Consider the following 24,030-nt stretch of genomic DNA (forward strand, 5'->3'; position numbering starts at 1 on the left):
TTCTGGCTTGCGGCGGAGTGGAGGAGGCCTATTCGATGTTGGCGTGGCGTGGCCACAGCTCGTCGGCGCTGGCACCGGAGCGCATCCACAGGGCATGAAATAGGGCGTCCCCGAACACGACGACGGTCTGCTCGAACAGGCTCCCCGCATATTGAGCGGATGCTTCTCCCGACCTGTCGAGCTTTCCCGCTGCAGGCACGGTGATCGTCGCCGACGCGAGAGAGGCGAGAGGGGAATCGGGATCTGTCGTGATTGCGGCGACTACCGCCCCGGCAGCAACTGCCGTCTGGGCCGCGCGAACAATGCCGCCCGTCGTTCCCGAACCGCTTGCCGTGAGCAGAAGGTCTTGCCTACCGATCGCCGGGGTCGTGACCTCACCGACGACGTGGACCTCAAGGCCGAGGTGCATGAGGCGCATCGCGGTCATGCGAAGCGCAAGACCGGAGCGCCCAGCGCCCAGAACGAAGACACGGGGGGCCTCGGCGACCAGCTCGACAAAGCCAGCGAGGGCAATCGGGTCGGCGTGAACGAGGTGATCGACAACGGAATCGAGTTCGCGAGCGATGCGGGTGAGGGAGTATCCGACACCGGTTTGCATGACATCCATTGCTCTATCGTTGGGGCTCCGCTGCGTTGAGCCCCCCACCCATGAGTCCAGTTTTTGCTACCCGAATGGGTAGTGCTCTCTATCCGGGTAGGTTCAAGGTATGAGCGCCGACGCCGAAGTCCCCACCCCCGCATCCCGCCGCCTTGTGCTCGACCACGCCCGAGTGGTTGCAGAGCAGGCAGATCGGCACGCCGTCACACTCGAATCCATGCTCGCGATCCTGCGCTCAATACGCCTGGACGACACGGCCGCCCGCACCATGGCGATCGACCTTGCCACGACGGCACTCGTGGGGCTTCGCATGGCCACCGACCAGCAGCGAACAAGCCTGCTCGAACCTGTCGTCGGGGCGTTCGCTCGGCTGCGGAACGACCTGCGACCACTCGTGCGATTCGGCGACCTCGAGGTGCAATTCGTTGAGCCGCCGACGACGGGGCGCGCCCTTCCGGGAGCTGTGGCCCATGCTGCTCGAGCGATCGTGCGCAGCGCCGTCTTGGCCTTCGTCGATAAGGGCGAAACCACGAAAGTGCGGATTCAATGGGACTGCGACGGCCTCAATCTGCTGATCGGCATCCGCGACGACGGCCAGGGCGATCTCACGGCAAAGGACGATTCGCTCAGGCCCATCGCCGAGCGGGTCAGCGCCCTGGACGGCACCCTCTCGGTTTCGGCGACTCCTGGCTGGGGCTCGTCGCTCGACATCCGGTTGCCCCTCGACCCGCCAGCGGAGCCGGAACCGCTCGTCGACGCCGTCGAGTTCTCCGCCCGCGAACGCGAGGTTCTCAAGCTCGTTGTAGCGGGCGCCCGAAACAACGCAATTGCAGAACAACTGGGCATCAGCGGCAACACGGTCAAGTTTCACGTCTCGAATCTGTTGCGCAAAACAGGGGCAACCAGTCGAGCCGAACTCGCGGCGCTCGCGCGCAGCTAGCGCTGCAGAGTCCAGCCTCTGCGGCGAACCAGGGTGTGGCCGCGCGGGGTGCTCAGGCGCGTCCACGGACCGGTTTCGAAGACAGCAACGGGCCCTGCGTCGATGAATCCCAGGCTGTATGCGGCAAATGCGGCGCCAGCCGGAACATATTCGAGCCCGGGAATGCCACGACTCCAGACTTCGGAGCGAACTCTGTTGACGATCTGCTCTCCCGTACCGGACGGGATCGTTTCGGCGACCTCGGCGATGCCGGCTCTCGCGGTCGACTCCAGAAGCGCTCCGTCGGTGTGGGGCAAAGCGCGCCAGCCGCCCTTCGGAGGCGAGATGGCCGCCCACGTCGCGGTGTTCACTTGCATCGGCAGCCCAACTGTGACGGGGGCATCCCGATCCCGATCCTGGCCCTGCAAACGGACAATGCGCTCCGCCAGCGAACGGATGGGCACAACGGCGTCGAAGGAGCCTCCGTCGCTGAGGGCGAAGGTTCGAAGCCCGAGCACGGTCGGGCTCTCGTCGAGTAGCCCGTGCGGAAAGATCACGCCGACGTAGACCGCGAGCACCCCGGATCCGGCGATTAGGCGCACGGAACCGTTCTCCACCCGGCCCGCGCGGGTCAAAAAGACCTGCAGGTCATCGAGGGAGAGGGAATCGGTAAGGGTGAAGTTCTGGCTCATCTGCAATCTAAACTACCTAGTATCGGCGGGCCTTTTCTCCACTTTGACTCGCTCCACGTATTGCGCCGGGGAGGCTCCATGTCAGTTGCACCGCTCGAAGGCCTTTTGGCCACCCTCGATCTCACCGATACCGGCGCCAGAACGAGCAACGACATCTTCACCGGCAAGAGTCAGTGGCAACCCGGCGGGCGCGTATTCGGTGGGCAAGTAATCGCCCAGTCGCTCGTCGCCGCCATGAACACGGTGGAGGAGGATCGGGTACTGCACTCGATGCACGGGTACTTTTTGCGGCCCGGCGACGCGTCAAAGCCCATCACTTTCTCGGTCGCGCGCATTCACGACGGGCGTTCGTTCTCCGCCCGCGGGGTCCAGGCCTATCAAAACGGCGAGCCCATCCTCTCGCTCATCAGCTCGTTTCAGACCCAGGTGACGGGCCTCGAGCACCAGATGGACATGCCAAGTGACATTCCAGACCCGGAGTCGCTCCCCCACGTTCGCGAGGTGCTCGCCGGAATCGAACACCCCATCGCTAGGAACTGGGCAGAGAACCGACCATTCGATCTGCGGTTTGCTCCCTCCCCCATCTTCTTATCCGTCGAGGGCGAGCGCACGGAACACCAGGCCGTGTGGCTCAAAGCGGTGGGCACAATGCCCGACGACCCCAATCTGCACCGTGCAGCCCTCGCCTATGCCAGCGATTTTTCGCTGCTTGAGCCGATCCTTCGTCGACACGGAGTTGCCTGGATCACCCCCGGTCTCAAGGTCGCAAGCCTCGACCACGCCATGTGGTTCCACCGTTTTGCTCGTGTCGACGAATGGCTTCTCTACGTGCAGCAATCCCCCAACGCCATCGGCGGGCGAGGCCTCTCTTCCGGTCGTGTTTACACCCGCGATGGCATGCTGGTCGCCACGGTGGCTCAAGAGGGAATGGTTCGGGTACCGAACCCCGCCGAGTTCGACTAACCACCATTCGATGCCCCGTCGATGTGGCCTCGATGGGTCCGAACCGTCGCGATATAACGTAATGGCAACGATCGGCACCCCGCCGTATCGCTCGCAGATCGCCGCAAACCCGGCTTCTGAGCGCCCAATGTCCCACATTAGGCGATACTTGCTCAACTCGGCGAACTCCCAGTCTGTGGCTATGGTGTTTAACGGTTCGCTTTGCTCTGACCCTTCAGCAGCATCGGACTGACCCAACATCTAGGCCGCGGACGTGGCCGGTTGCATCCCCGGATGAGACCGAGCGCGAGCGTATGGTCATCTGGTGGCGGGCCCGCCCCGCGGCGAGGCTCCCTCGCTGCATCTTGTTATTACAGCCCCGATGCAGGGTTGCACCAGAGACCCGGACCGTAACCCGAAGCACGAGCCTGTCGCCGCCACGCGGTGACCTGTGGTCGTCGCCAGGACAACGTGACCGAAAGTATTGCAGTCAAGGCCGAGCACCTTTATAAGGTGTTCGGAAAGAAATCCAGCGAGGCCGTTTCACAGCTAAAAAACGGTGCATCTCGTGCAGACGTGAGCTCGTTTGGAACAGCAGCGGTAATCGATGCCTCATTCGAGGTGAAGCAGGGTGAGATTTTTGTTGTCATGGGCCTCAGCGGCTCCGGCAAGTCGACCCTCATTCGCATGCTCAACGGGCTACTCGATGTGACTTCGGGGTCAGTGACCATCAACGGTCTGCCCACGACAGGAATTTCAGCCAAAGCGTTGCGCATCGTCCGCCGCAGCAGCGTGTCGATGGTCTTCCAGCACTTCGCCCTACTCCCCCACCGAACCGTCCTTGACAACGTGGCCTATGGCCTCGAAATTCAGGGCGTGCGCAAGGCCAAGCGTCTCGAACTCGCTCGCAAGACCATCCACCTGGTTGGTCTCGGTGGGTGGGAAGATTCGCTGCCCTCAGAGCTTTCGGGCGGCATGAAACAGCGCGTCGGCATTGCCAGGGCTCTCACCGCCGACACCGATGTGCTGCTCATGGATGAGGCGTTCAGCGCCCTCGACCCGCTCATCCGACGCGAGATGCAGGAACAGCTCGTTGAGCTGCAGGCTGTGCTCGGAAAAACCATCATCTTCATCACCCACGACCTCAACGAGGCCATGTTTCTCGGCGATCGCATCGCGGTAATGCGCGACGGCCGCATTGTGCAGATCGGCACCCCGGAGGACATCCTCACCGACCCGGCAAACGACTACGTCGCCCAGTTTGTGCAGGACGTCGATCGCTCTCGGGTGCTGACCGCCAGCAGCGTGATGGAACCCGCCCGTGCCATCGCAGCTATTTCGGCGGGCCCCCGCGCTGCCCTGCGCACCATGCGAGATATGCAAACTTCTGCCCTGCTGGTGGTGGGCAAATCTCGCAAGCTCGAAGGTGCGGTCCGTGACCACGAGGTGCTCGCCCAGGTGCGGCGCCGTGACCCCGACCTGCTGGGGGTGATCGATAGGTCAGTGACCACCGTTTCTCCGGATGCTCTGCTCACCGACATTGTCGAGGCATCGCTCGAAAGCCCTCTCCCGATCGCCGTCGTCGATGCCGACGGGCGCCTTATGGGAGTCGTCCCCCGCGTCACGCTCCTGGCTGCCCTGGGAAACGTCACCCCCACCACAACAGGCGAACTGCCGATCGTTGAGCCGCCACCCACAGTGCCGACCAGCGTCATCAGCGACACCCTTCGTGCCACGGCAGCAAAGGTCGGTGCATGATGGGCGACCTGAGAATTCCCCTCGGCGACTGGATGGAATCCGCCGTCAGCTTCACTACCGAAAACCTCTCTGGTTTCTTCGGGGTGCTGCGCGCAATCTTTCTCGCTCTCTACAACGGAGTCGACCTTGTGTTGTCGTCGCCGCCGTTCTGGGTGATCATCGTGCTCGCTGCTCTGGTGGGTCTCATGGCTCGGGGGTGGATCTTCGCGGTCGGAACCTCGCTCGCGCTGCTCGTCATCGTCGGTGTCGATCAGTGGGACAACGCCATGGATTCGCTCGCACTGGTCTTAGTGGCATCCGTCATAGCGATCATCATCAGCGTGCCGCTCGGCATTGGGGCTGCCAAGTCGTCGGTTTTCTCATCGATTCTGCGCCCTGTGCTCGACTTTATGCAGACGACCCCGGCCTTCGTTTACCTGATCCCCGCGCTGCTGCTGTTTCGCGTCGGCGTTGTTCCGGGAATTGTGGCGACGATCATCTTTGCCATGGCGCCCGGAGTCCGCCTGACGGAGCTGGGCATCCGAGGCGTCGACCGAGAGGTCGTTGAGGCGGGTCAAGCCTTCGGCGCGTCTCCTGCCCGGATCCTGCGCCAGATCGAGCTGCCGCTCGCACTGCCCACGATCATGGCCGGCCTGAACCAGGTGATCATGCTGTCGCTTTCGATGGTCGTGATTGCCGGGATGGTCGGCGCCGGCGGGCTGGGCGGCCAGATTGTTGCGAGCCTCAACCGCATCGACGTCGGGCTCGGCGTTGAGGCGGGCGTCTCTGTTGTCATTATCGCGATCATCCTCGATCGGCTCACTGCCGCATTCGGCACGGGCCGAGGGCTGTTCTCCCGCCTGATCGGCCGCTGGGGCTCACGCCAGACCCGCGACCGCACGAGCATCGCACCGAATCCCCCTCCCCAGGCGCTGCGCGCCTAACCGCGATTCGGGCGATGCCCGAATCCGCCCCCGTGCCCATACGGCGTATTTCGTCAACCCCGGCCGCGCATTAGCGCGCGCCCCAGAAAGGAAGACAGCATGAAAAATCACCTGAGGAACCCCCTCACCAAGGCCGCCGCTACCGTGGTGGTCGCGGGCCTCGCGCTCACCGGGTGCACCGCCGACACCGGATCTGCCGACGATGGCAAGCAACTCACAATCGCCGTGTTCAACGGCTGGGATGAAGGCATCGCCGTATCGGAGCTGTGGAAGGCAGTCCTCGAGAACGAGGGTTACGACGTGACTCTCGAATACGCCGACGCAGCCCCCGTGTTCAACGGGCTCGCCAGCGCCGACTACGACCTCACGCTAGATGTATGGCTGCCCGGCACCCACGCCGAGTACGTCAAGGAGTATGGCGACGACATCGTCGAACTCGGTGCCTGGAATGACGACGCCACGCTTACGGTTGCCGTCAACGAGGATGCCCCCATCGATTCGCTCGCCGAGCTAGCGGCGAACGCCGATCTCTTCGACAACCGCATCGTGGGAATCGAGCCGGGCGCAGGTCTCACGGGTGCGATGGAAGACTCGGTCATTCCGGGGTACGGCCTCGACAAGCTCAACTTCATCACCTCGTCGACGCCCGCCATGCTCACGGAACTGACCGCGGCGCTCGACAACAACGAGAACATTGCCGTTACCCTGTGGCGCCCGCACTGGGCCTACGACGCCTTCCCCATCAAGGATCTCGAAGACCCCGACGGAATGCTCGGAGGCACCGAGAGTCTCTACAGCTACTCGCGTACCGGATTCGAATCCGACTTCGCCGAGGTCGCTACCTGGATCTCGGCATTCACGATGGATTCCGAGCTGCTGTTCTCGCTCGAGAACGCCATGTTCAATGAATACGACGGCAGCGACTATGGCCCCGTCGTGGCCGAGTGGATGGCCGCCAACCAGGACTACGTCGATACATTGACGGCGTCCTAACGGGCTAGCGGCACCTAACGGGCTAGCAAAAAGAAGGGCGGCGACCACACCAGTGGTCGCCGCCCTTCTCTGTAGTTTCGGTTCTAGCGCATCCATCCAAACGGATCGCCGTCGGGGCCAGCCCACGAGTACTCCAGAGTGAAGCGGCCCGTGTAGCCGTTGGCGCGAAGTCGCTCCAGGTGCTCGATGACGGGCCTGCTGCCCGTGCCGGGTCCACCCCGGCCCGGCTCGTCGGCGACCTGAACGTGGCCGATCACTCGCCAGTTCTCGTCGAAGAATGTTGGAACGTCGTCGCCGACGTTGTACATGTGAAAGAGGTCGACCTGCATGCGGATGTTGTCGGCCCCGTTGACCGCAACGGCGCGCTCGATTGCCCCGAGCACGTCGGCAGCGGTCCGCAGGCCGTAGCCGGGAATGTGGGAGAGCTGCTCGATCGTGACCGTGCCTCCGATCGCACCCAGCTCCTGTGCCGCGTAGGCCGTATTGGCGGCGGCCAGGGCATCCTGCTCTGCGCGATCCACATCGGGCAGAATCGTTCCGTTGAGCACGTTGAACATGCGGCACCCGGTCGCCAGCCCAATGCGCTTGGCGACGGCGACCGTATCCCCCATCTCTTGCTCGAATCCCGGCCAGCACGCGATGCCACGGTTGCCTTCGGCCATCCCACCCTCATAGAGGTTCAAGCCGATGAGGGCGAGACCGGAGGCCTCTACCGTGCGAAGGAATCCGCTGACCTGATCGTCGGTCGGGTTCGCAGTCTCGAAAGGCCACCACAGCTCGACCTCGGTAAATCCGTGGGATGCGGCGAGAGCTAGCTGCTCATCGAGGGGAAGATCTCCCACGATGATCGACGTGTTGATCGACGTGAATTGCATGGGGTCCTCAGGGGTAGCGGCGGCGAAGTTCCGCCACCTGGTCAGCCGAAAGAAGCTTGGCCGCGCGGTCGCCGATCACGAAGTGAAGCCTGGCGGTCTCTTCGATCTCCTCCGCGGCAGAAGCGGCGGCGTCGAGCGAGCGACCTGAAACCAGCGAGCCGTGATTCGAAAGCATCATCGAACGGTGCGCCTGCGCAACAGTGCCGATCGCGGCGGCGAGCCCCTCATCCCCCGGGGGAAAGTAGGGAACGACGGGCAGGTCGCCCACCCGCATGATGAAGTACGGGGTGTATGCGGGCAGCGCGTTCTCGGGGTCGAGCCCATCAAGGCACGACAGCGCGCTCGCATAGGGCGAGTGCAAGTGAACGACAGCACGATCTTCGGGCCGGGCCCGGTAGACCGCGGCGTGAAACAGCGACTCTTTCGTCGGCTTGGGGCCTTCGAGGTGGCGGCCGTCGAGATCGACGATGCTCAGGGCATCCGGATCAAGAGCGCCCAGCCGTGCGCCGGTCGGCGAGACGATGATCGTGTCCCCGTGGCGAACGCTGATGTTTCCGGATGTCCCCGGCGAGTATCCGGCAGCGTCCAGCCGTGCTGCCGTCTCGACGAGGGCTGCGCGGAGCTCGGCTGATTCGCTCATCGCCCCTCCAACGCCTTCGTAAAGATATCGGGTGCCCCGAAATTGCCGGACTTGAGCAGGAGGCCAATCTGGGGCTCATCGACGGAGATGGTCCAGGGAACCCCGGGGTCAACCTCTTCGCCAATCTGGATCGCGCTCGTGCCAAGACCAACGACCACGGCACCGGAGGTCTCGCCGCCGGCGACAATGAGGCGGCGAACACCACTCTCGACCAAGCCACGGGCGATGGATGCGAAGGCATCCTCGATCAGACCGGCCGAGCGCGAAACACCCAGCTCTGCCTGCACTGCGGCGACCTGAGCGGGGTCGGCCGATGAGTAGATGAGGGGAACGGAGTCGAGGTTGTCGCGGGCGAAGGCGAGGGCCTCCCCTACGACGTCGTCTCCGGCCGCGAGACGCAGCGGGTCGATGAGAAAGCTCGGGTGGTCTTGGCTGTACAGGGCGACCTGGCCCTGGGTTGCCGTTGAGCAGCTGCCCGAGAGGACGGCAGCGGCGCCGACGGGCAGCGCGGGGGCTGGGGCAGAAGATTGCCCGGTGGCGGCAGCCCTGGCGGCGGCAAGTCCAACGGCCATTCCTGCGGCACCCGTGACGAGCTTGGCGTCGACGATCGCGGCACCGATCGCAATGAGATCCTCATCAGCGACGGTGTCGACGACGGCGAACGAAATGCCATCGGCTTCAAGCGCTGTGAGACGTTGCCGAACAGCGTCAGCGCCGGAACGCACAGTAGAGAGCGATACGAGACCGGTGGTCAACGAGCTCTGGGCGGAGAAAAGCCGGCCGAGGTCGGAATCGGTCATCGGGTTGAGGGGATGGTTGCGCATCGGCGACTCATCCAGAGGCTTTTCACCCACGAAGAGGCGGCCCTGATAGACCGTGCGGCCGTTCTCGGGCACAGCGGGGGCGATCACGGCGATTCCTGATCCAATTTCGCGGTGGAGCGCCTCCGCAACGGGGCCGATGTTGCCCGCTGCCGTCGAGTCAAAGGTGGAGCAGTATTTGAAGAAGAGCTGTTCAACGCCCTGGGCTAGCAGCCAGCGCGCCGCCTCGAGCGACTGCTCGACAGCATCCGCCGCATCGATGCTGCGCGACTTGAGCGCGACGACGAGGCAATCGGCCTCGGGAACAACCATGTCGTCCGTTGGCACCCCGAAGAACTGCACAGCGCTCGTGCCCGATCGCACGAGCATTCCTGCGAGGTCGGTCGCTCCGGTGTAGTCGTCAGCAATTACGCCCAGCCACGGTGCCATGGTGTTCTCTTCACAATCTTGGTTTTCCTACGGGGTATGGGGATGCCCGGCCGAGTCGCGGGGGCGACTCGGCCGGGCTAGTGCGCGTGAGCGCGATCGGGGGTGCTACTCGCGAAGTGCGAGGATGCGCTCTGCCCACTCCTTGACGGTCGGGTTGGCCTCGTCGACCATGCCCGCAACCGGTTTGCGCCACTCGGCGAGATCGATCTCGAAGAACTCGACACCGGCCTCTTCGAGGAACGTCTTGTTGGCCTCAGCCTCAGAGATCGAGGTGGCGCGGTAATCAGCAGATACCTCGTCAACTGCGGTGAGGAAGACTTCCTGAACCTCGGCGGGCCATGCGTCGAACGCGTCGCCCCAGAGCTGGAAGTGGAAGTTGCCGAACAGGTGGTTCGTCTCGGTCACGAACGGCGCAACCTCATAGAAGCTGCTGAAGCGAACGACGTCGATTGGGTTTTCCTGGCCCTCGATTGCGCCCTGCTCCATTGCGCTGAAGACCTCGTTGAGTGCCATCGGGGTCGGAGTCGCGCCGAGTGCGTTCCAGGTAGAGATGTAGGTCTGCTGGTTAGGCACGCGGAGCTTCAGGCCCTTGAGGTCAGAAACGCTCTCGATGGCGCGAACGCTGTTGAGCTGACGCCCACCGCGGTACATGTCACCAACAAGCTTGAAGCCGGAGTCCTCACGCACTGCGTCGAGGATCTCGTCGGCCATCTCGCCATCCCACACCTCGAAGAAGTGGTCAGCGTCCTCGTAGAGGAACGGGAGCCCTTCAATCGCGGCAAGGTCGGTGTAACGCTCGAGCGAACCGAGGCTCTCGATAACAATGTCGACAGACCCGATCTCCAGGCCCTCCTGCATTTCTTCCCAGCTGCCCATCTGAGCCGAGGGGTAAACCTCAAGCGTGATGGCGCCGTCAGATGCCTTGTCGAGCTTCTCAGCGAGCTGCTCGGCAGCACGGTGCTGCAGGCTGTCGACCGCGTATGCGTGGCCGAGGGTTAGGGTCATCGGCTCAATTCCGCCGTCGGCGGATGCCTCTCCACCTGTGCTGGAGCTGCAGCCCGTGAGGGCCAGGGCTCCGATGACGACCGAGCCGAGCAGCGCGGATGCGCGGCGGCCGTTACGCCGAGTCATGGATGACTTCATTGTGTACCTTTCGTGTTTCCCCGGGGGTGCAAACCGGAAGATGGGGCGGAATCCGGTGTGGGTTGTGAATGTGATTGCGTAGCTATGGGGCGTTTTGGGCAAGGCTGCGCCCGGGACGCTCTCGTGGTGGGTATGTTCTAGCTGGCGACGGGCGGGCGATCCCTCGTAGTCGACATGCTCGGGTTGTTGCCCAGCGTGCGGCGCAAACGCTGCTCGGCGCACTTCATGTGCCTGCGCATTGCGCTCTGGGCGGCACGCGAATCGCCGGCGACGATCGCCTTCAGAATCGCCTTGTGCTCGGCATTGGAACTCTCTGTTTCTCCCGCGGCCTCGATCGATCGCGTCATCCACAAACGAATCAGCGATGTGATGCCCGCGAGCGTGTCTCGCAGCGCCATGTTTCCTGCCGCTTCTGCGATCGCGGCGTGAAAGTCCACGTCGAAATCGATAAAGCCCGGCCGGTTCGCTTCTTCGTCCATGGCGTCAACCAGACTCTGCAGCTTCGCCACATCGTCGTCGCTGCGACGTCGAGCGGCGAAACCGGCTACGACGATCTCCAGTTGCTGACGGGCCTCAACGAGATCCATGACACGGCGCTCACCCAAGAAGAGGCCCCACTCGATGACCCGCGGCAACAGGTCTGACCCGCCGGCGCGCAAGTAGGTGCCATCGCCCTGCCGAATGTCTACGACACCCAGCAGACCCAGCGACTGGATAGCATCCCGCACCGCCCCGCGACTGACCCCGAGGGAGTCGGCAAGCTGACGTTCGGAGGGCAGCTTGCTGCCCGCCTGCACTGAGCCAGAGAAGAAGTATTCCGTGAGGGCCTTGATGATCTGAGCCGACAGTGATTCCCGATGGATCGCCAGAGGCGCGAGGCCACTAGCGGCGGCGCCGTTACCGTTGTCGGAATTCATCATCGTCTCCTGGAATCACATCGTTGTGCTGCGGTTAGCTATCCGCTGCCAGTTCCCGGCGCAGTGCACCGAGGGCAACATAGGCCTTGTCTCGGCCGGCGATGAGGCGGGCAGCCTCGTCTTCGCTCAAGCCAAGGTATCCGCCGCCGGTCTTGATGCCGAAGTCGCCGCTCTCGACACGCTCACGAAGGGAGTCCGGCACGGTGTAGCGCTCGCCCAGCTCGGCCTCAAGCGACTTGTACGAGCTCGCGTAGACATCGAGACCAGCCATGTCGCCGACCTGGAACGGTCCGTAGAGGGCGAGACGGAAACCAAAGGATGCCTTCACGACGGTGTCGATCTGCTCGGGCGAAACTGCACCCTCCTCGACCATCTTCACGGCCTCCTTGTAGAGGGCAAACTGAAGGCGGTTGCACACGAAGCCGGGGGTGTCTGGCACGACCGCAGGCTCTTTGCCCGCAGCCGTGAGGAGCTCCAGGATGCCGGGGATCAGCGAACGGTCGCTCTTTTCACCGGGGATGACCTCGACGCCGGGCAGCAACTGGGCAGGGTTGAAGAAGTGGATGCCGAAGAAGCGCTCGGGGGTCGAGAGCACCTCCGCCATGGCAGCAATCGGAATCGCGGATGTGTTCGAGGCGATGATGGCGTCGGGCCTGGCGTGCTTTTCGATCTCGAGCAACACGGGCTTCTTGACTTCGAGGTCCTCGAAGACGACCTCGAAGATCAGGTCGGCGGATGCGACGGAGGCGGCGATGTCGCCGGACCACGAAATGCGTGCCGCGATTGCCTCGGCATCGCCCTTGTCGAAGTAGCCCTTTTCTTCGAAGTCTGCTGCCTGCTCTACGACGCGGCGGTGACCTGCCTCGGCGGCGGCGGGGTCGCGGTCGAGGAGAACAACCGTTGCTCCTCCGCGAGCCAACGTTTGGCCGATGCCGCCGCCCATGTATCCGGCGCCGACGATCGCGACACGAGTGGTGTCGATGTTCATGTTTCTCCTCATCAAGTGGGCACCGCGAGCTGTAGCCCGCAGCTACGCCGACATTCGCGGGGTGCCCTGTTAACTCCCCCGCCCGCGTCGGGCCGCATCCCTGCAGTATTGCAATTACATATCCAGACGTCAACTGGTCAACCAATTCTCGGCAGATTTGGCGGAAGTGTTGGCATCAGTTAGGGTCAAGCGCGCATTTGAAACCTTGACTGGTTGACCAATTGTGTTGAATGAGCGGATACCCCCGCCGTCTAGCGATGGCCCGGCTTCCATGGAAACACGACATCAAAGGAGATCCCATGAAGGACGAGAGCTGGATTCCCGGCCATAAAGAACTGGGGGGCGGCATACTCGGCGTCGTCGACCGATTCGTCTGCTGGCTAGTGGCCGGCGGCCTCTTCTCCATGGTCGCGATCCTCATGATCCAGGTCGTTGCACGCTACGTTTTCAACGCGTCGACCGTCTGGTCCGAGGAACTCGCTGTAAGCCTCTTTGTGTGGGTGTCGATGCTCGCCATCCCCCTCGGCCTTCGCCGCGGAGAGCACCTCACGCTCGATATCCTCTCGAAGCGCCTGTCGCCGCGCGTCAACAAGATCGTCGCGATCGGCATTGCCGCGATCACGATCATCACCTTCGCGATCATCGGCTACTACGCCGCGAAGCTCGCACCCGCCGCAGACCGTCAGCTCCTCGCCGGCATCGCCGGTGGCCTCGGCATTCAGGCCAAGGTGTCGTGGATCTACCTCGCTGTGCCTGTCGGTGCAGCGCTCTCCATCATTTTCACGATCGAGCGTCTCGTGCTCATGCTCGCCGGCAAGGTCACCGTCATGAACGCCGACGCCGACACGACCTTCATCGAGCAGCTTGACGAGGAACTCGAATCGGCTCCTGCTGATTCGCCGATTCCCGGATCGCCCTCAGCTGGACTCCCGAGCCCGACGGCTCACAACACCGACCCCGCCGCGAACGACAAGGACCGCTGATCATGGGTTACGCACTTCTCATCGTCTTCGCCGCGCTACTCATCATTGGCGCCCCCATCGGTGTCTCGCTCGGCCTTGCGTCGATCGTGGGCCTCGAGTTCTTCTCCAACGCCCCGCTTGAGGTCGCCTCGCAGCGCATGATCTCTGGTCTGCGCAACTTCTCGCTCATGGCGATCCCGCTGTACGTTCTCGCGGGAACCCTCATGAACGCCAGCGGCATCACGCAGCGACTCATCGACTTTGCCTATTCGATCGTCGGAGGTGTGCGCGGCGGTCTCGCTCACACCACCATCGTGACGACGGCCATCTTCGGTGGCATCTCGGGTTCCCAGGTCGCCGACACCTCAAGCGTCGGCCGCCTGATGATCCCCCAGATGATCGCGCGTGGCTATAAGGCGCCATATGCCGTCTCGGTCATGGCCACGGCTGGTGCGATGTTCGTCACGATCCCGCCAAGCATTAACCTCATCGTCTACGGCGTGCTTGCCCAGGCGTCGATCGCCGACCTGTTCTTCTACGGTCTGCTCATTGGTCTTGCGTTCATCGTTGTGCTGCTTCTCGCCGCCTACATTGCGGCCGTCGTGAGCAAGCAGCCCAAGGAAAAGCGTGCCTCGTTCAAGGTGATTGGTCGCGCCTTCGTGCGCGCCATCTGGTCGCTGCTCATCCCCGTCGTCATCATCGGTGGAATCCGAATCGGCGTCTTCACGGCGACCGAGGGTGGAGCCGTCGCCGTGTTCCTCGCGATCGTCGTCGGATTCTTCATCCACAAGGAGCTCACGCCCAAGAAGTTCGTGCGCGCCCTGGTCGAATCCGGCATCCTCGTCGGTGTCATCATGCTCGTTATCGCGTGTGCTCAGATGTATTCCTGGGCCCTGGTCACCGGCCAGATTCCGCAGGCAATCACGTCGTTCCTCATGAACATCACCGACAACCCGCTGATGATTCTGCTGCTGATCAACATCCTGATCCTCATCATCGGAACCGTTATGGAGGGCAACGCGGCACTCATCGTGTTCGTGCCGATCCTGCTCCCCGTCGCCACCGCCGTGGGTATCGACCCCGTGCACCTGGGTCTGATCATGGTCGTCAACCTCGGAATCGGCCTGCTGACACCCCCCGTAGGAATGTGTTTGCTTGTGTCGTGCAAGATCGGAAAGATCACGATGGCGCAGGCGATACCGGCCATGCTGCCGTGGTTTGGAATCGCTCTCGCGTTCCTCTTCGGAGTCACCTACCTGCCGATACTGTTCGGCTGGTTCTAGCTCAGAAATACACAATGGGCGCCGATCTTCTTGAGAAGATCGGCGCCCATTGTCGTTAAGCCTGCAGCGCCAGTGCGCTGGAGAGTGGCCGCTTTTTACGGTCGTGACACGAACGCGACTGGTTCACCCAGGTACGGGCTCCAGGCATCCTTCTCATGCTGCGTCATGCGGCGGGGGCGGTAGTCCTCGCTCTCGACAAACACCATCGTGCTCGACGCCCGCGCGCACACGACGGTGGGGTCGGCCGCGAAGACTTCATAACCGATTGTCGCCCGAGCACCACTGAGACCTGAGAACCACATCTGCACGTCGAGAGGTGCTCTCTGGTACGCGATGGGTCGCAGGTACTCGATGCGGTGCCCCGAAATGAGACTGAGCGATGTGCCCGCCGAATCAAATACTGCGCTCGGCATGCGCTCCTCCGCCGGATCATCCGGGGCCCAAAAGGCTCGCACGCGAGCTTCTTCGAGCACCCGAAAGATCTCGACGTTATTGACGTGGTTATAGGCGTCGAGGTCGCCCCAGCGCAGATGAACGGGAACGTGAATGCGCAAAGGGCTCCTAGTCGCGCGTCAGCTTGCGGTACGTGGCACGGCTGGGCTTGGCAGCATCCGGGCCGAGGCGCTCGATTTTGTTCTCCTCGTACGACTCGAAGTTGCCCTCGAACCAGTGCCAGTACGACGGGTTGGCCTCAGTGCCTTCGAAGGCGAGGATGTGCGTTGCGATGCGGTCGAGGAACCACCGGTCGTGGGTGATGACCACGGCACAACCGGGGAACTCGAGCAGCGCATTCTCAAGGCTCGACAGGGTTTCGATGTCGAGGTCGTTAGTGGGCTCATCGAGAAGCAGCAGGTTGCCGCCCTGCTTGAGCGTGAGCGCGAGGTTCAAGCGGTTGCGCTCACCACCCGACAGCACGCCGGCCTTCTTCTGCTGGTCTGGCCCCTTGAAACCAAACTGCGAGACATAGGCGCGCGAAGGGATCTCCGTCTTGCCGACCTGGATGAAGTCGTGGCCGCCCGAAACAACTTCCCAGAGGGTCTTGTTCGGGTCGATGCCGCCACGCGACTGGTCGACGTAGGAGATCTGCACCGTCTCGCCGATCTTGAGCTCGCCAGCGTCGAGAGGCTCAAGCCCGACGATCGTCTTGAACAGCGTGGTCTTTCCCACACCGTTCGGGCCGATGATGCCGACGATGCCGTTGCGGGGAAGGGTGAAGGAGAGGCCGTCGATGAGAATGCGATCGCCGAAGCCCTTCTTGAGGTTCTTGGCCTCGATGACCTGCGATCCGAGACGCGGCCCCACGGGGATCACGATCTCTTCGAAGTCCAACTTGCGGGTCTTCTCAGCCTCCGCAGCCATCTCCTCGTATCGGGCAAGACGCGCCTTTGACTTGGTCTGGCGGCCCTTCGCGTTGCTCCGAACCCAATCGAGCTCCTCGGCCAAACGCTTGGCCATCTTCTGGTCTTTTTTGCCCTGGATGTTCAGCCGCTCGGCCTTCTTCTCCAGGTACGTGGAGTAGTTGCCCTCGTACGGGTAGAGGCGCCCACGGTCGACCTCGGCAATCCACTCGGCCACGTGGTCGAGGAAGTACCGGTCGTGAGTGACGGCAATGACGGCACCGTGGTACTGAGCGAGGTGCTGCTCAAGCCACAGCACGCTCTCGGCGTCGAGGTGGTTAGTCGGCTCATCGAGAAGCAGAAGGTCGGGCTTCTGCAAGAGGAGCTTGCACAGCGCGACGCGGCGCTTTTCACCACCGGAGAGGTGCGCGATCTGGGAGTCGGACGGCGGGCAACGGAGTGCATCCATCGCTTGCTCGAGCTGGGAGTCGAGGTCCCACGCGTCGGCCGCATCGATGGCCTCCTGAAGGGTGCCCATTTCGGCGAGAAGCTTGTCGAAGTCCGCGTCGGGCTCCGCCATCTCAGCGGAGATCTCGTTGAAACGGTCGACCTTGGTCTTGATCTCGCCGAGGCCCTCCTGCACGTTCTCGAGCACTGTCTTCGTCTCGTCGAGGACGGGCTCCTGCATCAGGATGCCGACGGAGAATCCGGGCGTGAGCTTGGCTTCGCCGTTGCTCGGGGTGTCGAGGCCCGCCATGATCTTGAGGATCGTGGACTTTCCGGCGCCGTTCGGGCCGAGCATTCCGATCTTCGCCCCTGGCAGGAATGCCATGGTGACGTCATCGAGAATCAGCTTGTCGCCGACCGCCTTGCGGGCGCGGACCATCGAGTAAATGTATTCGGCCACTCTTTTTCCTAAACTTTTCGTATGCCCGGCAAGCCCTGGCTTATCGCGAAGGATGACACATCGCTCGCATCATCGAGGATACCGGCAACTCTGGGGGCTCGCCGGGAGCCGAGACCTTTACCAGTCGATCGGGCGGGTTGCGCCGACCAAACAGGTGCCCGTAGCGAGAACGGGCATGAGCGAACTGGAGTATTCGCCGCCCCATTGGCCGATGAGGCACCCGTCGGGAAGGCGAACGGCCACCGTGATGGCATCCGTGGCATTCCCCAGGGGGGTCGTGTCCGGGGTGATCTCGAGCTGGTCCTTAGTCCACCCGGCTTGAACAAGAACAGCGACCACCGAAACTCCGTCCGTGGCGCCACCCTCTACAAAGTGCTTGCCTAAGACGTAGTCGAAGTAGTCGCGGTTCTCCCCTGCGCCGCCTCCAGGAAGAAACTCTGGTTTCTTCGCTGGGATTTCGGTGCTCTCTGACGGGACGCCGGGAGTCGAGGATGACGCGGGCTTTTCGACGGGTGCCGTGCACCCGACCAGAGTCAGAGCGAGCGCCGTCGCTATCGTGGCGACTGCCACCGCCGAGCGCTCGCTCGGTGTCATTCGCACCAGTCGTGACCGCACGTGGCTCCCTACGCCGCACGGGACTAAACCTGCCCGTGATCGAGACGATTCTAGAAGGCTCAACCGCTCGGGGGCTCCGCTGGAAGCCGGGCGCACCCGCCCCGCGTCTCGAAACGGGCCAGAGGCTCAGAACGGCAGCGCGTCGGCATCCGCCCGATCACTCGACTCCTGCCCCGGCGTGGCCCACCCAGAGGCGGTGCCGTTGGGCTCTGGAGCAAGCTCACTCGCCTCGGCGTCGGAGGATGACCCGACTGCGGCGTCACCGGCGACCAGCGCTGCGTTCGCTTCGACGTCTGCGGGCACCGAAACCACAACCGAGTTGCGACTGAACTGCGCGACTCCCCACGTGAGGTCATGCCCGAGAGAATCGGCCTCAATCTCTACCGTGAGACCTTTGCGATCTTCGCTGCTCCACTCACGCAAGCGAATGCGCCCAGCAACGAGCACCCGTTGCCCTGTTGCCAGAGACTGCGCAGCGTTTGATGCGAGCCTGCGGAACGCCGTCACGGTGTACCAGTTGGTGTCGCCATCAACCCAGGTCTGTTTTGCGCGGTCGTACCGCCGCTGGGTTGAAGCGAGCCGAAAACTCGTTATGGATAGTCCCTCGGCCGTTGTCACGACTTTGGGGTGGGTGGCCACAAGGCCGCTGAGTGAAATTGTGTCTGTCATGCGGCCCAGTCTCGACTCCCCTGGGCTGGCGTCTAGCGGCGGCTAACGCAGGCGGGGATGCGACGTGATGCGCAGGGCTGGGGAGGAGGTGCAGTCACGCAGCCGAAACTTTAGTGCTCCCGAAACTCTGGCCAGGGAGACCCAGGAAGGAGGGCCGCGTGGAGAGCGCTCTTGGCGATATCGAGGGTCGGATAGATGCCCCTGTAGTCGGGATCGCTGAGGAGGCGAAACGTGTAGCCGCCCTCGGCGGAATGAACAGAGCCAACGGCTCCTGCCGGGCCGAATGCGACCCAGGTTTTGCCGGTCGGTGTGACATCGCTCACGATTGCCCCTTTTTTCTCGCGGTGCCTCGACCCTACGACTCCCTCCCAGGTGTGGCCAGGATCTCAGCGCACTCCCAGCGAGAACGGGGGAAAACTACCCGTACGCCACGAGGCTACGAGGCTACGAGGCTACGAGGCGAGCACGTACTCCGAGAAGCTCTTGCGCACCTTATTAACCTTGGGCAGGGCCACGGCCATGCAGTACCCCTGACCGGGGTTCTTGGCGAAGAAGTCCTGGTGGTATTCCTCGGCGACAAAGTACTCCCCGAGCGGAACGATCTCGGTGACCACCCCGCCACCCCAGATTTCGGATGCTCGCTCGCGCGCCTCCTCAAAGAGCTCCCGCTGGGCGTCGTTCTGATAGAACATCGCGGAGCGGTATTGGGTGCCCACGTCGTTGCCCTGTCTGTTGAGCTGCCGGGGGTCGTGCAGCGTAAAGAACACGTCCAGGATCACCTGCGCGGGAATCACGGCGGGGTCAAACGTTACGGCGACCGCTTCAGCGTGCCCTGTCGCCCCCGTGCATACCGCCTCATAGCTGGGGTTGGGCACGCTGCCTCCCGTATAGCCAGATACGACGGAACTCACACCCTTGAGCGTTCTGTACACGGCATCCAGGCACCAAAAGCACCCTCCTGCGACGACGAAAGTCTCCATGGGGTCACCCTACATTTCACGTTAGACACGGGCTCACTTTGGTAGCGGCCTCACGGGAGGAGAACCCCGGCGGCCCTACTGTTATTCCGTGATTGATGTGGACGACTAACCGCGATGGGCTACCTCTACGCTCTGCTCGCCGCCGTGCTGTTTGGCATCAATGGCAGTGTGACCCGGGTCGTGATCGAAGCAGGGCTCACCCCCGCCCAGCTCACCCTGGTTCGAGTCGCCACGACCGCGGTGATCGCCGCAGCATTTTTGCTCATGCGCGACCGTGCCGCCTTTAAGATTTCGCTCCGTCAGGTGCTCATTCTGGCCCTCCTCGGTGTGACCGGAGTCGCCCTCCTCCAGTTCACGTATGCGACAGCGATCAGTCTGCTGCCCGTGGGAATCACCCTCCTCATTGAATACACCGCAGTGCTCATGGTGGCGGTGATCGCGTGGGCCTTCTTTAAAGAGAAAGTGCGAGCGCGACTCTGGATCGCCATCGCGCTCGTGCTCGCCGGCCTCACCGTCGTCGCCAGGGTGTGGGATAGCGAGCTCAACGCTGTGGGGGTGGCTTTCGCCTTCGCGGCAGCGCTGTCGTTGACGATCTACTTCTTGGGAGGCGAGCGCGAAGTCGCCAAGTCCTCCCCCATGGCGGTCGCCTTCTGGACGATGACGTTTGCCACACTTTTCTGGCTCGTGTTCAGTGAGTGGTGGACAATCGACCCCGGGCTTTTCACAACCCCGGTCTCTCTGCAGGGCAACCTTGACTCCGTGATGGTGCCGGTGTGGGTTCCGCTGCTGTGGAACATGCTTCTCGGGTCTTTCGCTCCCTTTTTCTTCTCCCTGCTCGCGCTGAGGTACCTGAGCGCGACGGCAGCGGGCATCGTTGCGACGGCGGAGGTCATCCTCGCTTTCTTCTTTGCGTGGGTGTGGCTCGGTGAAGGCCTCGACACGGTGCAGACCATAGGTGCTGGGCTCGTGCTGCTGGGCGTTGTTATCGCACAAACCGCGCGGCAGAACAAAGTGGTCGACGCCGACCTGGCCATCCCCGATGCCGCCCCGCCTTCCGCGACACGCAGCCGGTAGACCGGTACGTTCGCCCCGCGGCCGTTAGGCTCTGCCCATGCAATGGTGGAATGACACGATCGACTGGATCACTTCAACCGATGGGCGCGAGGTCATTACGACCGCCGTTCTCCCCTTCGTAGCGATCATCGTGGCCGGACTCATCGCCGCCCTCATCGGCAGGTCGACCTCCCGCCGCACGATCGCCCTGATCGACCGGGAGCACCGCACGACCGCGGTGACCGCAATCATCAGCGCAGCGCGCCGAGCAGCCAAGTGGAACACGCTGTCGTTGCCGGAGCAGCAGCACGCCGAGCACCTCTTTCATGAGGCCGACACGAGCATCCGTCTGCTGCCCCTTGCTGGCAGTGCGATGGCAGCAGACTGGGCCGCCCATGAGATCGACGAAATGAAGAAGAACTCGGTCTCCTTCAGCTTTCAGGCCGACCAGTCACTCATTGATTTTCGTGACCGCCTTGTCGAATGGCAGGGACGCCCGAGCCGTGCCAAGAAGCTGTTCAAGAGCGACCTCGAAACCTGGGCATACGAGTCGAGCCTTGCAGACAAGGACCTCGTAGCAAAGCAGCAGGAGTGGGCCAAGAACCAGGTCGAAGACGCGCTGCCCGCAACGTTCGCGACGCCGGTTGCGCCTGCGACAGCACCCGCCGCAACGCTGACTGCCCCCGCAACCACACCGACCACCGCGCCGGCCGACGAACCGGCCAGCGCACCCTCGCCGTGGCCTTCACGCGACTCGGCCGCCTGGCCCGCTTCATCAACTGCAGAAGCGACCACTGCCGACGTGCCCGAACCATCACAGAACACGAGTGCTGCGGAAACGGCGCCGGAGATTCCCAAGTTTGTGGTCCCCTCAGTGCGCCCGTTGTCGGTCGACGAGGGAAACACTCCGACCTCAGATGATGCGACCGCAGCCCCGGTATCGGCCGGAACCGTTCGTCAGCGCATCAGCCCCGACACCACCTACTAGACCGACTGCGCGGAATCTCTGCCGTATCCCTCCAGCAGACGAAGCCACACCTCGCTCATAGTGGGAAACGCGGGAACAGCGTGCCACAACCTACTGAGCGGTATCTCACCGACGATCGCGGTCGTGGCGGCGTGCAAGAGCTCGGCAACATCGGCACCGACGAATGTGGCGCCGACGATCACTGATCGCTCTCGATCGACGACCATCCGTGCCGCACCCTCGTAGTGGTCTTCGCGCAGGCTAGCGCCAGACACAGCCCCAAGGTCGTAGTCGATCACCTCAACGGTGAGACCGGCCGCGCGGGCCGTGTGAGCGGTGAGCCCGACGGATGCGACCTCGGGCTCCGTGAACGTGACCTGCGGTACCGCAACGTGGTCGGCCGTTGCCACATGTCTGCCCCACGGCTGATCGTCAATGGCAGTACCCGCCGCCCGTGCGGCGATCACATCCCCTGCCGCCCGGGCTTGGTACTTGCCCTGGTGGGTAAGCAGAGCTCTGTGGGTAACATCGCCGACGGCGTAGAGCCAATGATTGCCCTGCACCCGCATCGTGTCGTCGGTGGCGATCCACTCGCCGGGGGTCAACCCCACCGTCTCCAAGCCGATATCCGATGTCCGAGGCTCACGCCCCGTTGCCACCAGCAGTTCTTCTGCTTCGATGGTGCGACCATCCACGAGCGTCACCGTCACCGTGTCGCCCTCGCGATTCACCGAGTGCGTCTCGGCATTCTCGTGAATGACCACTCCCATCGCGCGGAGCGAATCGGCCACTCGATCCCCCGCGAACGGTTCCATAGTGGTCAGGATCCCACCCCGGGCAAGCATCGTTACTTCGGTGCCGAAGCCCGCATACGCCGTTGCCATCTCGGCCGCGACCACACCGCCGCCGATAATGACCAGGCTCGTCGGAGCCGTAGGCGCGCTCGTCGCCTCGCGACTGGTCCACGGCTGTGCGTCTGCCAGGCCCGCTATGCGGGGCATCGCGGCACGGGACCCTGTGGCAACAACCACTGCGTGCCTAGCGCGGAGCTTGCGCGCGCCCCCATCACCGAGGGCGACGGTGACCTCACGCTCCCCGCTCAACCTTCCCGCCCCCCTGATGAGGTCGATTCCTGCGCTTTCTAGCCACTCGACCTGCCCCGCATCCGCCCACTCGGCCGCAAAGAAATCTCTGCGCTCAAAGACGGCGTCGACGTCGAGAGGGCCAGTGACGGCATCCGCCGCACCCTTCACCCTCTGGGCAGCGCGCATCGCCTGCGCCGGCCTCAGAAGAGCTTTCGAGGGCACGCACGCCCAGTACGAGCATTCGCCACCCACAAGCTCCGGTTCCACGATGACGGCAGTTAGGCCGCCCTGCACCGCCCTATCGGCAGCGTTCTCGCCGGCAACGCCAGCACCAAGAACAATCACGTCGTACTCCGCGGTGGTCATCTGCGCTCCTCACCCTGTGGGGCGCTGGACGGAGCCCCTACGCAGTGCTTACCACCGCGCGCGGAGAGCGGGTTCAGGGAAAGGGGTGGCCAGCAGGAGCGAGCGGGCACCGGCGTCGTGTCGTGAATGGAGTGCTGTCACTTGCCGAGCTAGTCCGGAAAAGTTGACAACGGCGGAATGCCGAATATGCGGGCGACTCGATAGGAACTCCAGCCAGGGGTTTGACACTCTATTCCGGAAACCTCCGCTCGCCACCGCCCGCGGATGCTCTAAGCCAACTGAATCAAGTCATCGACGACGACTCCGCCTTGCTACCCGCAGCCCTCAGATGCAGCCACCTGTGTCACATCCCATGGCATACGAGACACGCAGGTTTCGAGACACATCGACGCAGGCTCGACCCGATGTTCGAGGGGGCGTCCTTGCCGAAACCAGACATTGGCTAGTCAATCTGCGACTCCAGGCGCCACACCGCATGCCAGATTTCCGCGTAGGGAGCACCGCGACACGATCGAATCTTCCTGCGCGTCGTTCCCTGCGGCCGCTACGGTGAGGTCATGGAGTCCCGCTCAGTTTTTACGCTCGGTGGAATAATCCTTGCTCTCTCGCTGACCGGTTGCGCCGGGACTGCAAGCGACGCCGGAGTCGCTGCGCGGAGTGATCCAGTTCAGACGAGCGCGCCAGCAATTCCGGAAACCAGGGATGCCGCTGCTGCCGAGCAAGCCCAGGCCTGGCTCGACGCCGCTAACCTTCCGCCGGGAGCCGTCCGCTCCGATGCAAGCGTCGCCCAGTTCACCTCCTACACGGGGTGGCCGTGCGGCCCGGTCGAGGAACTGGAAGCGTTCTGGTTTATTCCAGAAGCGAGTATCCATGACACGGCCAGTTGGCTGATGGACCATCCGACCGCGGACCTCATAACGACAGCCATTGGGCCGGTGTCCGACGACGCGGCGATCGATTCGGCGATCGTCGGCTACATCCCCGCTCCTGGCTCTCAGGAAGGGATTGTCTACACGATCACGAAGATGGATGACGGCGTGGCGGTGAGGGCCGAGGTCGCCGCTCAAGCCGAGTCCGCCACTTGTCCGCCGATCCCTGACGGCGGGGTGTACGGAGCGCCGGGTCACGGGTAGCTTCGCCACTTTATCAACCTGTACCGCCCTCGGAG

25 protein-coding genes are annotated in these 24,030 nt (G+C 63.3%); 10 read left to right on the forward strand and 15 right to left on the reverse strand.

The genetic code is table 11. The features are described 5' to 3' along the window. Positions 1-28: 28 nt before the first annotated feature. Entirely contained in the window at positions 29-607 is a 579-nt protein-coding gene (gene hxlB, locus C2138_RS08150) for a 6-phospho-3-hexuloisomerase (RefSeq protein WP_108516952.1), read from the reverse strand. Between the two features lie 100 nt (positions 608-707). Between hxlB and C2138_RS08155 the strand changes: the two genes are divergently transcribed. Beyond that, on the forward strand, positions 708-1,538 hold the full coding sequence (locus C2138_RS08155) for a helix-turn-helix transcriptional regulator (RefSeq protein WP_108516954.1): 831 nt from the start codon (positions 708-710) through the stop codon (positions 1,536-1,538). Here the strand turns inward: C2138_RS08155 and C2138_RS08160 are convergent. Next, positions 1,535-2,209, reverse strand: coding sequence for a DUF8185 domain-containing protein (locus tag C2138_RS08160; protein ID WP_108516956.1), 675 nt, complete (start codon positions 2,207-2,209; stop codon positions 1,535-1,537). The two genes, C2138_RS08155 and C2138_RS08160, sit on opposite strands and share 4 nt — an antisense overlap. Positions 2,210-2,287: 78 nt before the next feature. Here C2138_RS08160 and C2138_RS08165 point away from each other — a divergent pair, with 78 nt between their 5' ends. From C2138_RS08165 to C2138_RS08180, 4 genes are all read left to right on the forward strand, one after another. Then, entirely contained in the window at positions 2,288-3,172 is an 885-nt protein-coding gene (locus tag C2138_RS08165) for an acyl-CoA thioesterase (RefSeq protein WP_108516957.1), read from the forward strand. 450 nt (positions 3,173-3,622) lie between these two features. Further along, positions 3,623-4,909, forward strand: a complete 1,287-nt coding sequence (locus tag C2138_RS08170; protein WP_108518954.1) for a quaternary amine ABC transporter ATP-binding protein — start codon at positions 3,623-3,625, stop codon at positions 4,907-4,909. Then, positions 4,909-5,832: an ABC transporter permease gene (locus tag C2138_RS08175; protein ID WP_108516958.1), complete on the forward strand. Its 924-nt coding sequence runs from the start codon at positions 4,909-4,911 to the stop codon at positions 5,830-5,832. Before C2138_RS08170 ends, C2138_RS08175 begins: the two co-directional genes overlap by 1 nt. A 99-nt stretch (positions 5,833-5,931) precedes the next feature. After that, on the forward strand, positions 5,932-6,825 hold the full coding sequence (locus C2138_RS08180; RefSeq protein ID WP_108516960.1) for a glycine betaine ABC transporter substrate-binding protein: 894 nt from the start codon (positions 5,932-5,934) through the stop codon (positions 6,823-6,825). A gap of 83 nt (positions 6,826-6,908) precedes the next feature. On the opposite strand, the gene C2138_RS08185 is transcribed toward C2138_RS08180, so the two are convergent. The 6 genes from C2138_RS08185 to C2138_RS08210 form a co-directional block, all read right to left on the reverse strand. Then, on the reverse strand, positions 6,909-7,700 hold the full coding sequence (locus C2138_RS08185; protein ID WP_108516961.1) for a TIM barrel protein: 792 nt from the start codon (positions 7,698-7,700) through the stop codon (positions 6,909-6,911). A gap of 7 nt (positions 7,701-7,707) precedes the next feature. Then, positions 7,708-8,340 carry a class II aldolase/adducin family protein gene (locus C2138_RS08190; RefSeq protein ID WP_108516963.1) on the reverse strand — a complete coding sequence of 211 codons (633 nt, stop codon included), beginning with the start codon at positions 8,338-8,340 and terminating at the stop codon, positions 7,708-7,710. Further along, complete coding sequence (gene otnK / locus C2138_RS08195; protein ID WP_108516965.1) at positions 8,337-9,590, reverse strand: 3-oxo-tetronate kinase; 1,254 nt, start codon at positions 9,588-9,590, stop codon at positions 8,337-8,339. Before otnK ends, C2138_RS08190 begins: the two co-directional genes overlap by 4 nt. Positions 9,591-9,695: 105 nt before the next feature. Continuing rightward, entirely contained in the window at positions 9,696-10,721 is a 1,026-nt protein-coding gene (locus tag C2138_RS08200; RefSeq protein ID WP_158268755.1) for a TRAP transporter substrate-binding protein, read from the reverse strand. Positions 10,722-10,870: 149 nt separating this feature from the next. Next, positions 10,871-11,650 carry a FadR/GntR family transcriptional regulator gene (locus tag C2138_RS08205; protein ID WP_158268756.1) on the reverse strand — a complete coding sequence of 260 codons (780 nt, stop codon included), beginning with the start codon at positions 11,648-11,650 and terminating at the stop codon, positions 10,871-10,873. Positions 11,651-11,684: 34 nt separating this feature from the next. Then, positions 11,685-12,638: a 3-hydroxyacyl-CoA dehydrogenase family protein gene (locus C2138_RS08210; RefSeq protein WP_159078178.1), complete on the reverse strand. Its 954-nt coding sequence runs from the start codon at positions 12,636-12,638 to the stop codon at positions 11,685-11,687. 299 nt (positions 12,639-12,937) lie between these two features. On the opposite strand from C2138_RS08210, the gene C2138_RS08215 reads away from it, so the two are divergent. Together C2138_RS08215 and C2138_RS08220 are read left to right on the forward strand one after the other, a co-directional pair. Continuing rightward, positions 12,938-13,621, forward strand: coding sequence for a TRAP transporter small permease (locus tag C2138_RS08215; protein ID WP_159078179.1), 684 nt, complete (start codon positions 12,938-12,940; stop codon positions 13,619-13,621). Between the two features lie 2 nt (positions 13,622-13,623). Continuing rightward, positions 13,624-14,883, forward strand: a complete 1,260-nt coding sequence (locus tag C2138_RS08220; RefSeq protein ID WP_108516974.1) for a TRAP transporter large permease — start codon at positions 13,624-13,626, stop codon at positions 14,881-14,883. A gap of 95 nt (positions 14,884-14,978) precedes the next feature. Here the strand turns inward: C2138_RS08220 and C2138_RS08225 are convergent, their stop codons facing one another. The 6 genes from C2138_RS08225 to msrA form a co-directional block, all read right to left on the reverse strand. Beyond that, positions 14,979-15,437, reverse strand: coding sequence for an acyl-CoA thioesterase (locus C2138_RS08225; RefSeq protein WP_108516976.1), 459 nt, complete (start codon positions 15,435-15,437; stop codon positions 14,979-14,981). 7 nt (positions 15,438-15,444) lie between these two features. Continuing rightward, positions 15,445-17,127: an energy-dependent translational throttle protein EttA gene (gene ettA / locus C2138_RS08230; RefSeq protein WP_108516978.1), complete on the reverse strand. Its 1,683-nt coding sequence runs from the start codon at positions 17,125-17,127 to the stop codon at positions 15,445-15,447. Between the two features lie 117 nt (positions 17,128-17,244). Beyond that, positions 17,245-17,721, reverse strand: a complete 477-nt coding sequence (locus C2138_RS08235; RefSeq protein ID WP_108516979.1) for a DUF6993 domain-containing protein — start codon at positions 17,719-17,721, stop codon at positions 17,245-17,247. Between the two features lie 147 nt (positions 17,722-17,868). Beyond that, positions 17,869-18,411 carry a single-stranded DNA-binding protein gene (locus tag C2138_RS08240; protein WP_108516981.1) on the reverse strand — a complete coding sequence of 181 codons (543 nt, stop codon included), beginning with the start codon at positions 18,409-18,411 and terminating at the stop codon, positions 17,869-17,871. A 110-nt stretch (positions 18,412-18,521) separates the two neighbouring features. Beyond that, positions 18,522-18,734: a methyltransferase gene (locus C2138_RS08245; RefSeq protein WP_108516983.1), complete on the reverse strand. Its 213-nt coding sequence runs from the start codon at positions 18,732-18,734 to the stop codon at positions 18,522-18,524. Between the two features lie 129 nt (positions 18,735-18,863). Then, entirely contained in the window at positions 18,864-19,391 is a 528-nt protein-coding gene (gene msrA / locus C2138_RS08250; RefSeq protein WP_108516985.1) for a peptide-methionine (S)-S-oxide reductase MsrA, read from the reverse strand. A 114-nt stretch (positions 19,392-19,505) separates the two neighbouring features. Here msrA and C2138_RS08255 point away from each other — a divergent pair, with 114 nt between their 5' ends. Together C2138_RS08255 and C2138_RS13735 are read left to right on the forward strand one after the other, a co-directional pair. Next, the gene (locus tag C2138_RS08255) at positions 19,506-20,465 is read left to right on the forward strand and encodes a DMT family transporter (RefSeq protein WP_108516987.1); all 960 of its coding nucleotides are present in this window, start codon (positions 19,506-19,508) and stop codon (positions 20,463-20,465) included. Between the two features lie 37 nt (positions 20,466-20,502). Beyond that, positions 20,503-21,432 carry a hypothetical protein gene (locus C2138_RS13735; protein ID WP_199286519.1) on the forward strand — a complete coding sequence of 310 codons (930 nt, stop codon included), beginning with the start codon at positions 20,503-20,505 and terminating at the stop codon, positions 21,430-21,432. Here the strand turns inward: C2138_RS13735 and C2138_RS08265 are convergent. After that, a complete protein-coding gene (locus tag C2138_RS08265) occupies positions 21,429-22,862 on the reverse strand; it encodes a dihydrolipoyl dehydrogenase family protein (protein ID WP_108516988.1) in 1,434 nt (477 codons plus the stop codon). The genes C2138_RS13735 and C2138_RS08265 overlap by 4 nt on opposite strands. 557 nt (positions 22,863-23,419) lie before the next feature. Between C2138_RS08265 and C2138_RS08270 the strand changes: the two genes are divergently transcribed. Continuing rightward, positions 23,420-23,995 carry a hypothetical protein gene (locus tag C2138_RS08270; RefSeq protein ID WP_108516990.1) on the forward strand — a complete coding sequence of 192 codons (576 nt, stop codon included), beginning with the start codon at positions 23,420-23,422 and terminating at the stop codon, positions 23,993-23,995. The last annotated feature ends 35 nt before the right edge of the window (positions 23,996-24,030 follow it).

This window comes from Salinibacterium hongtaonis, assembly GCF_003065485.1.
GTDB lineage: Bacteria > Actinomycetota > Actinomycetes > Actinomycetales > Microbacteriaceae > Homoserinimonas > Homoserinimonas hongtaonis.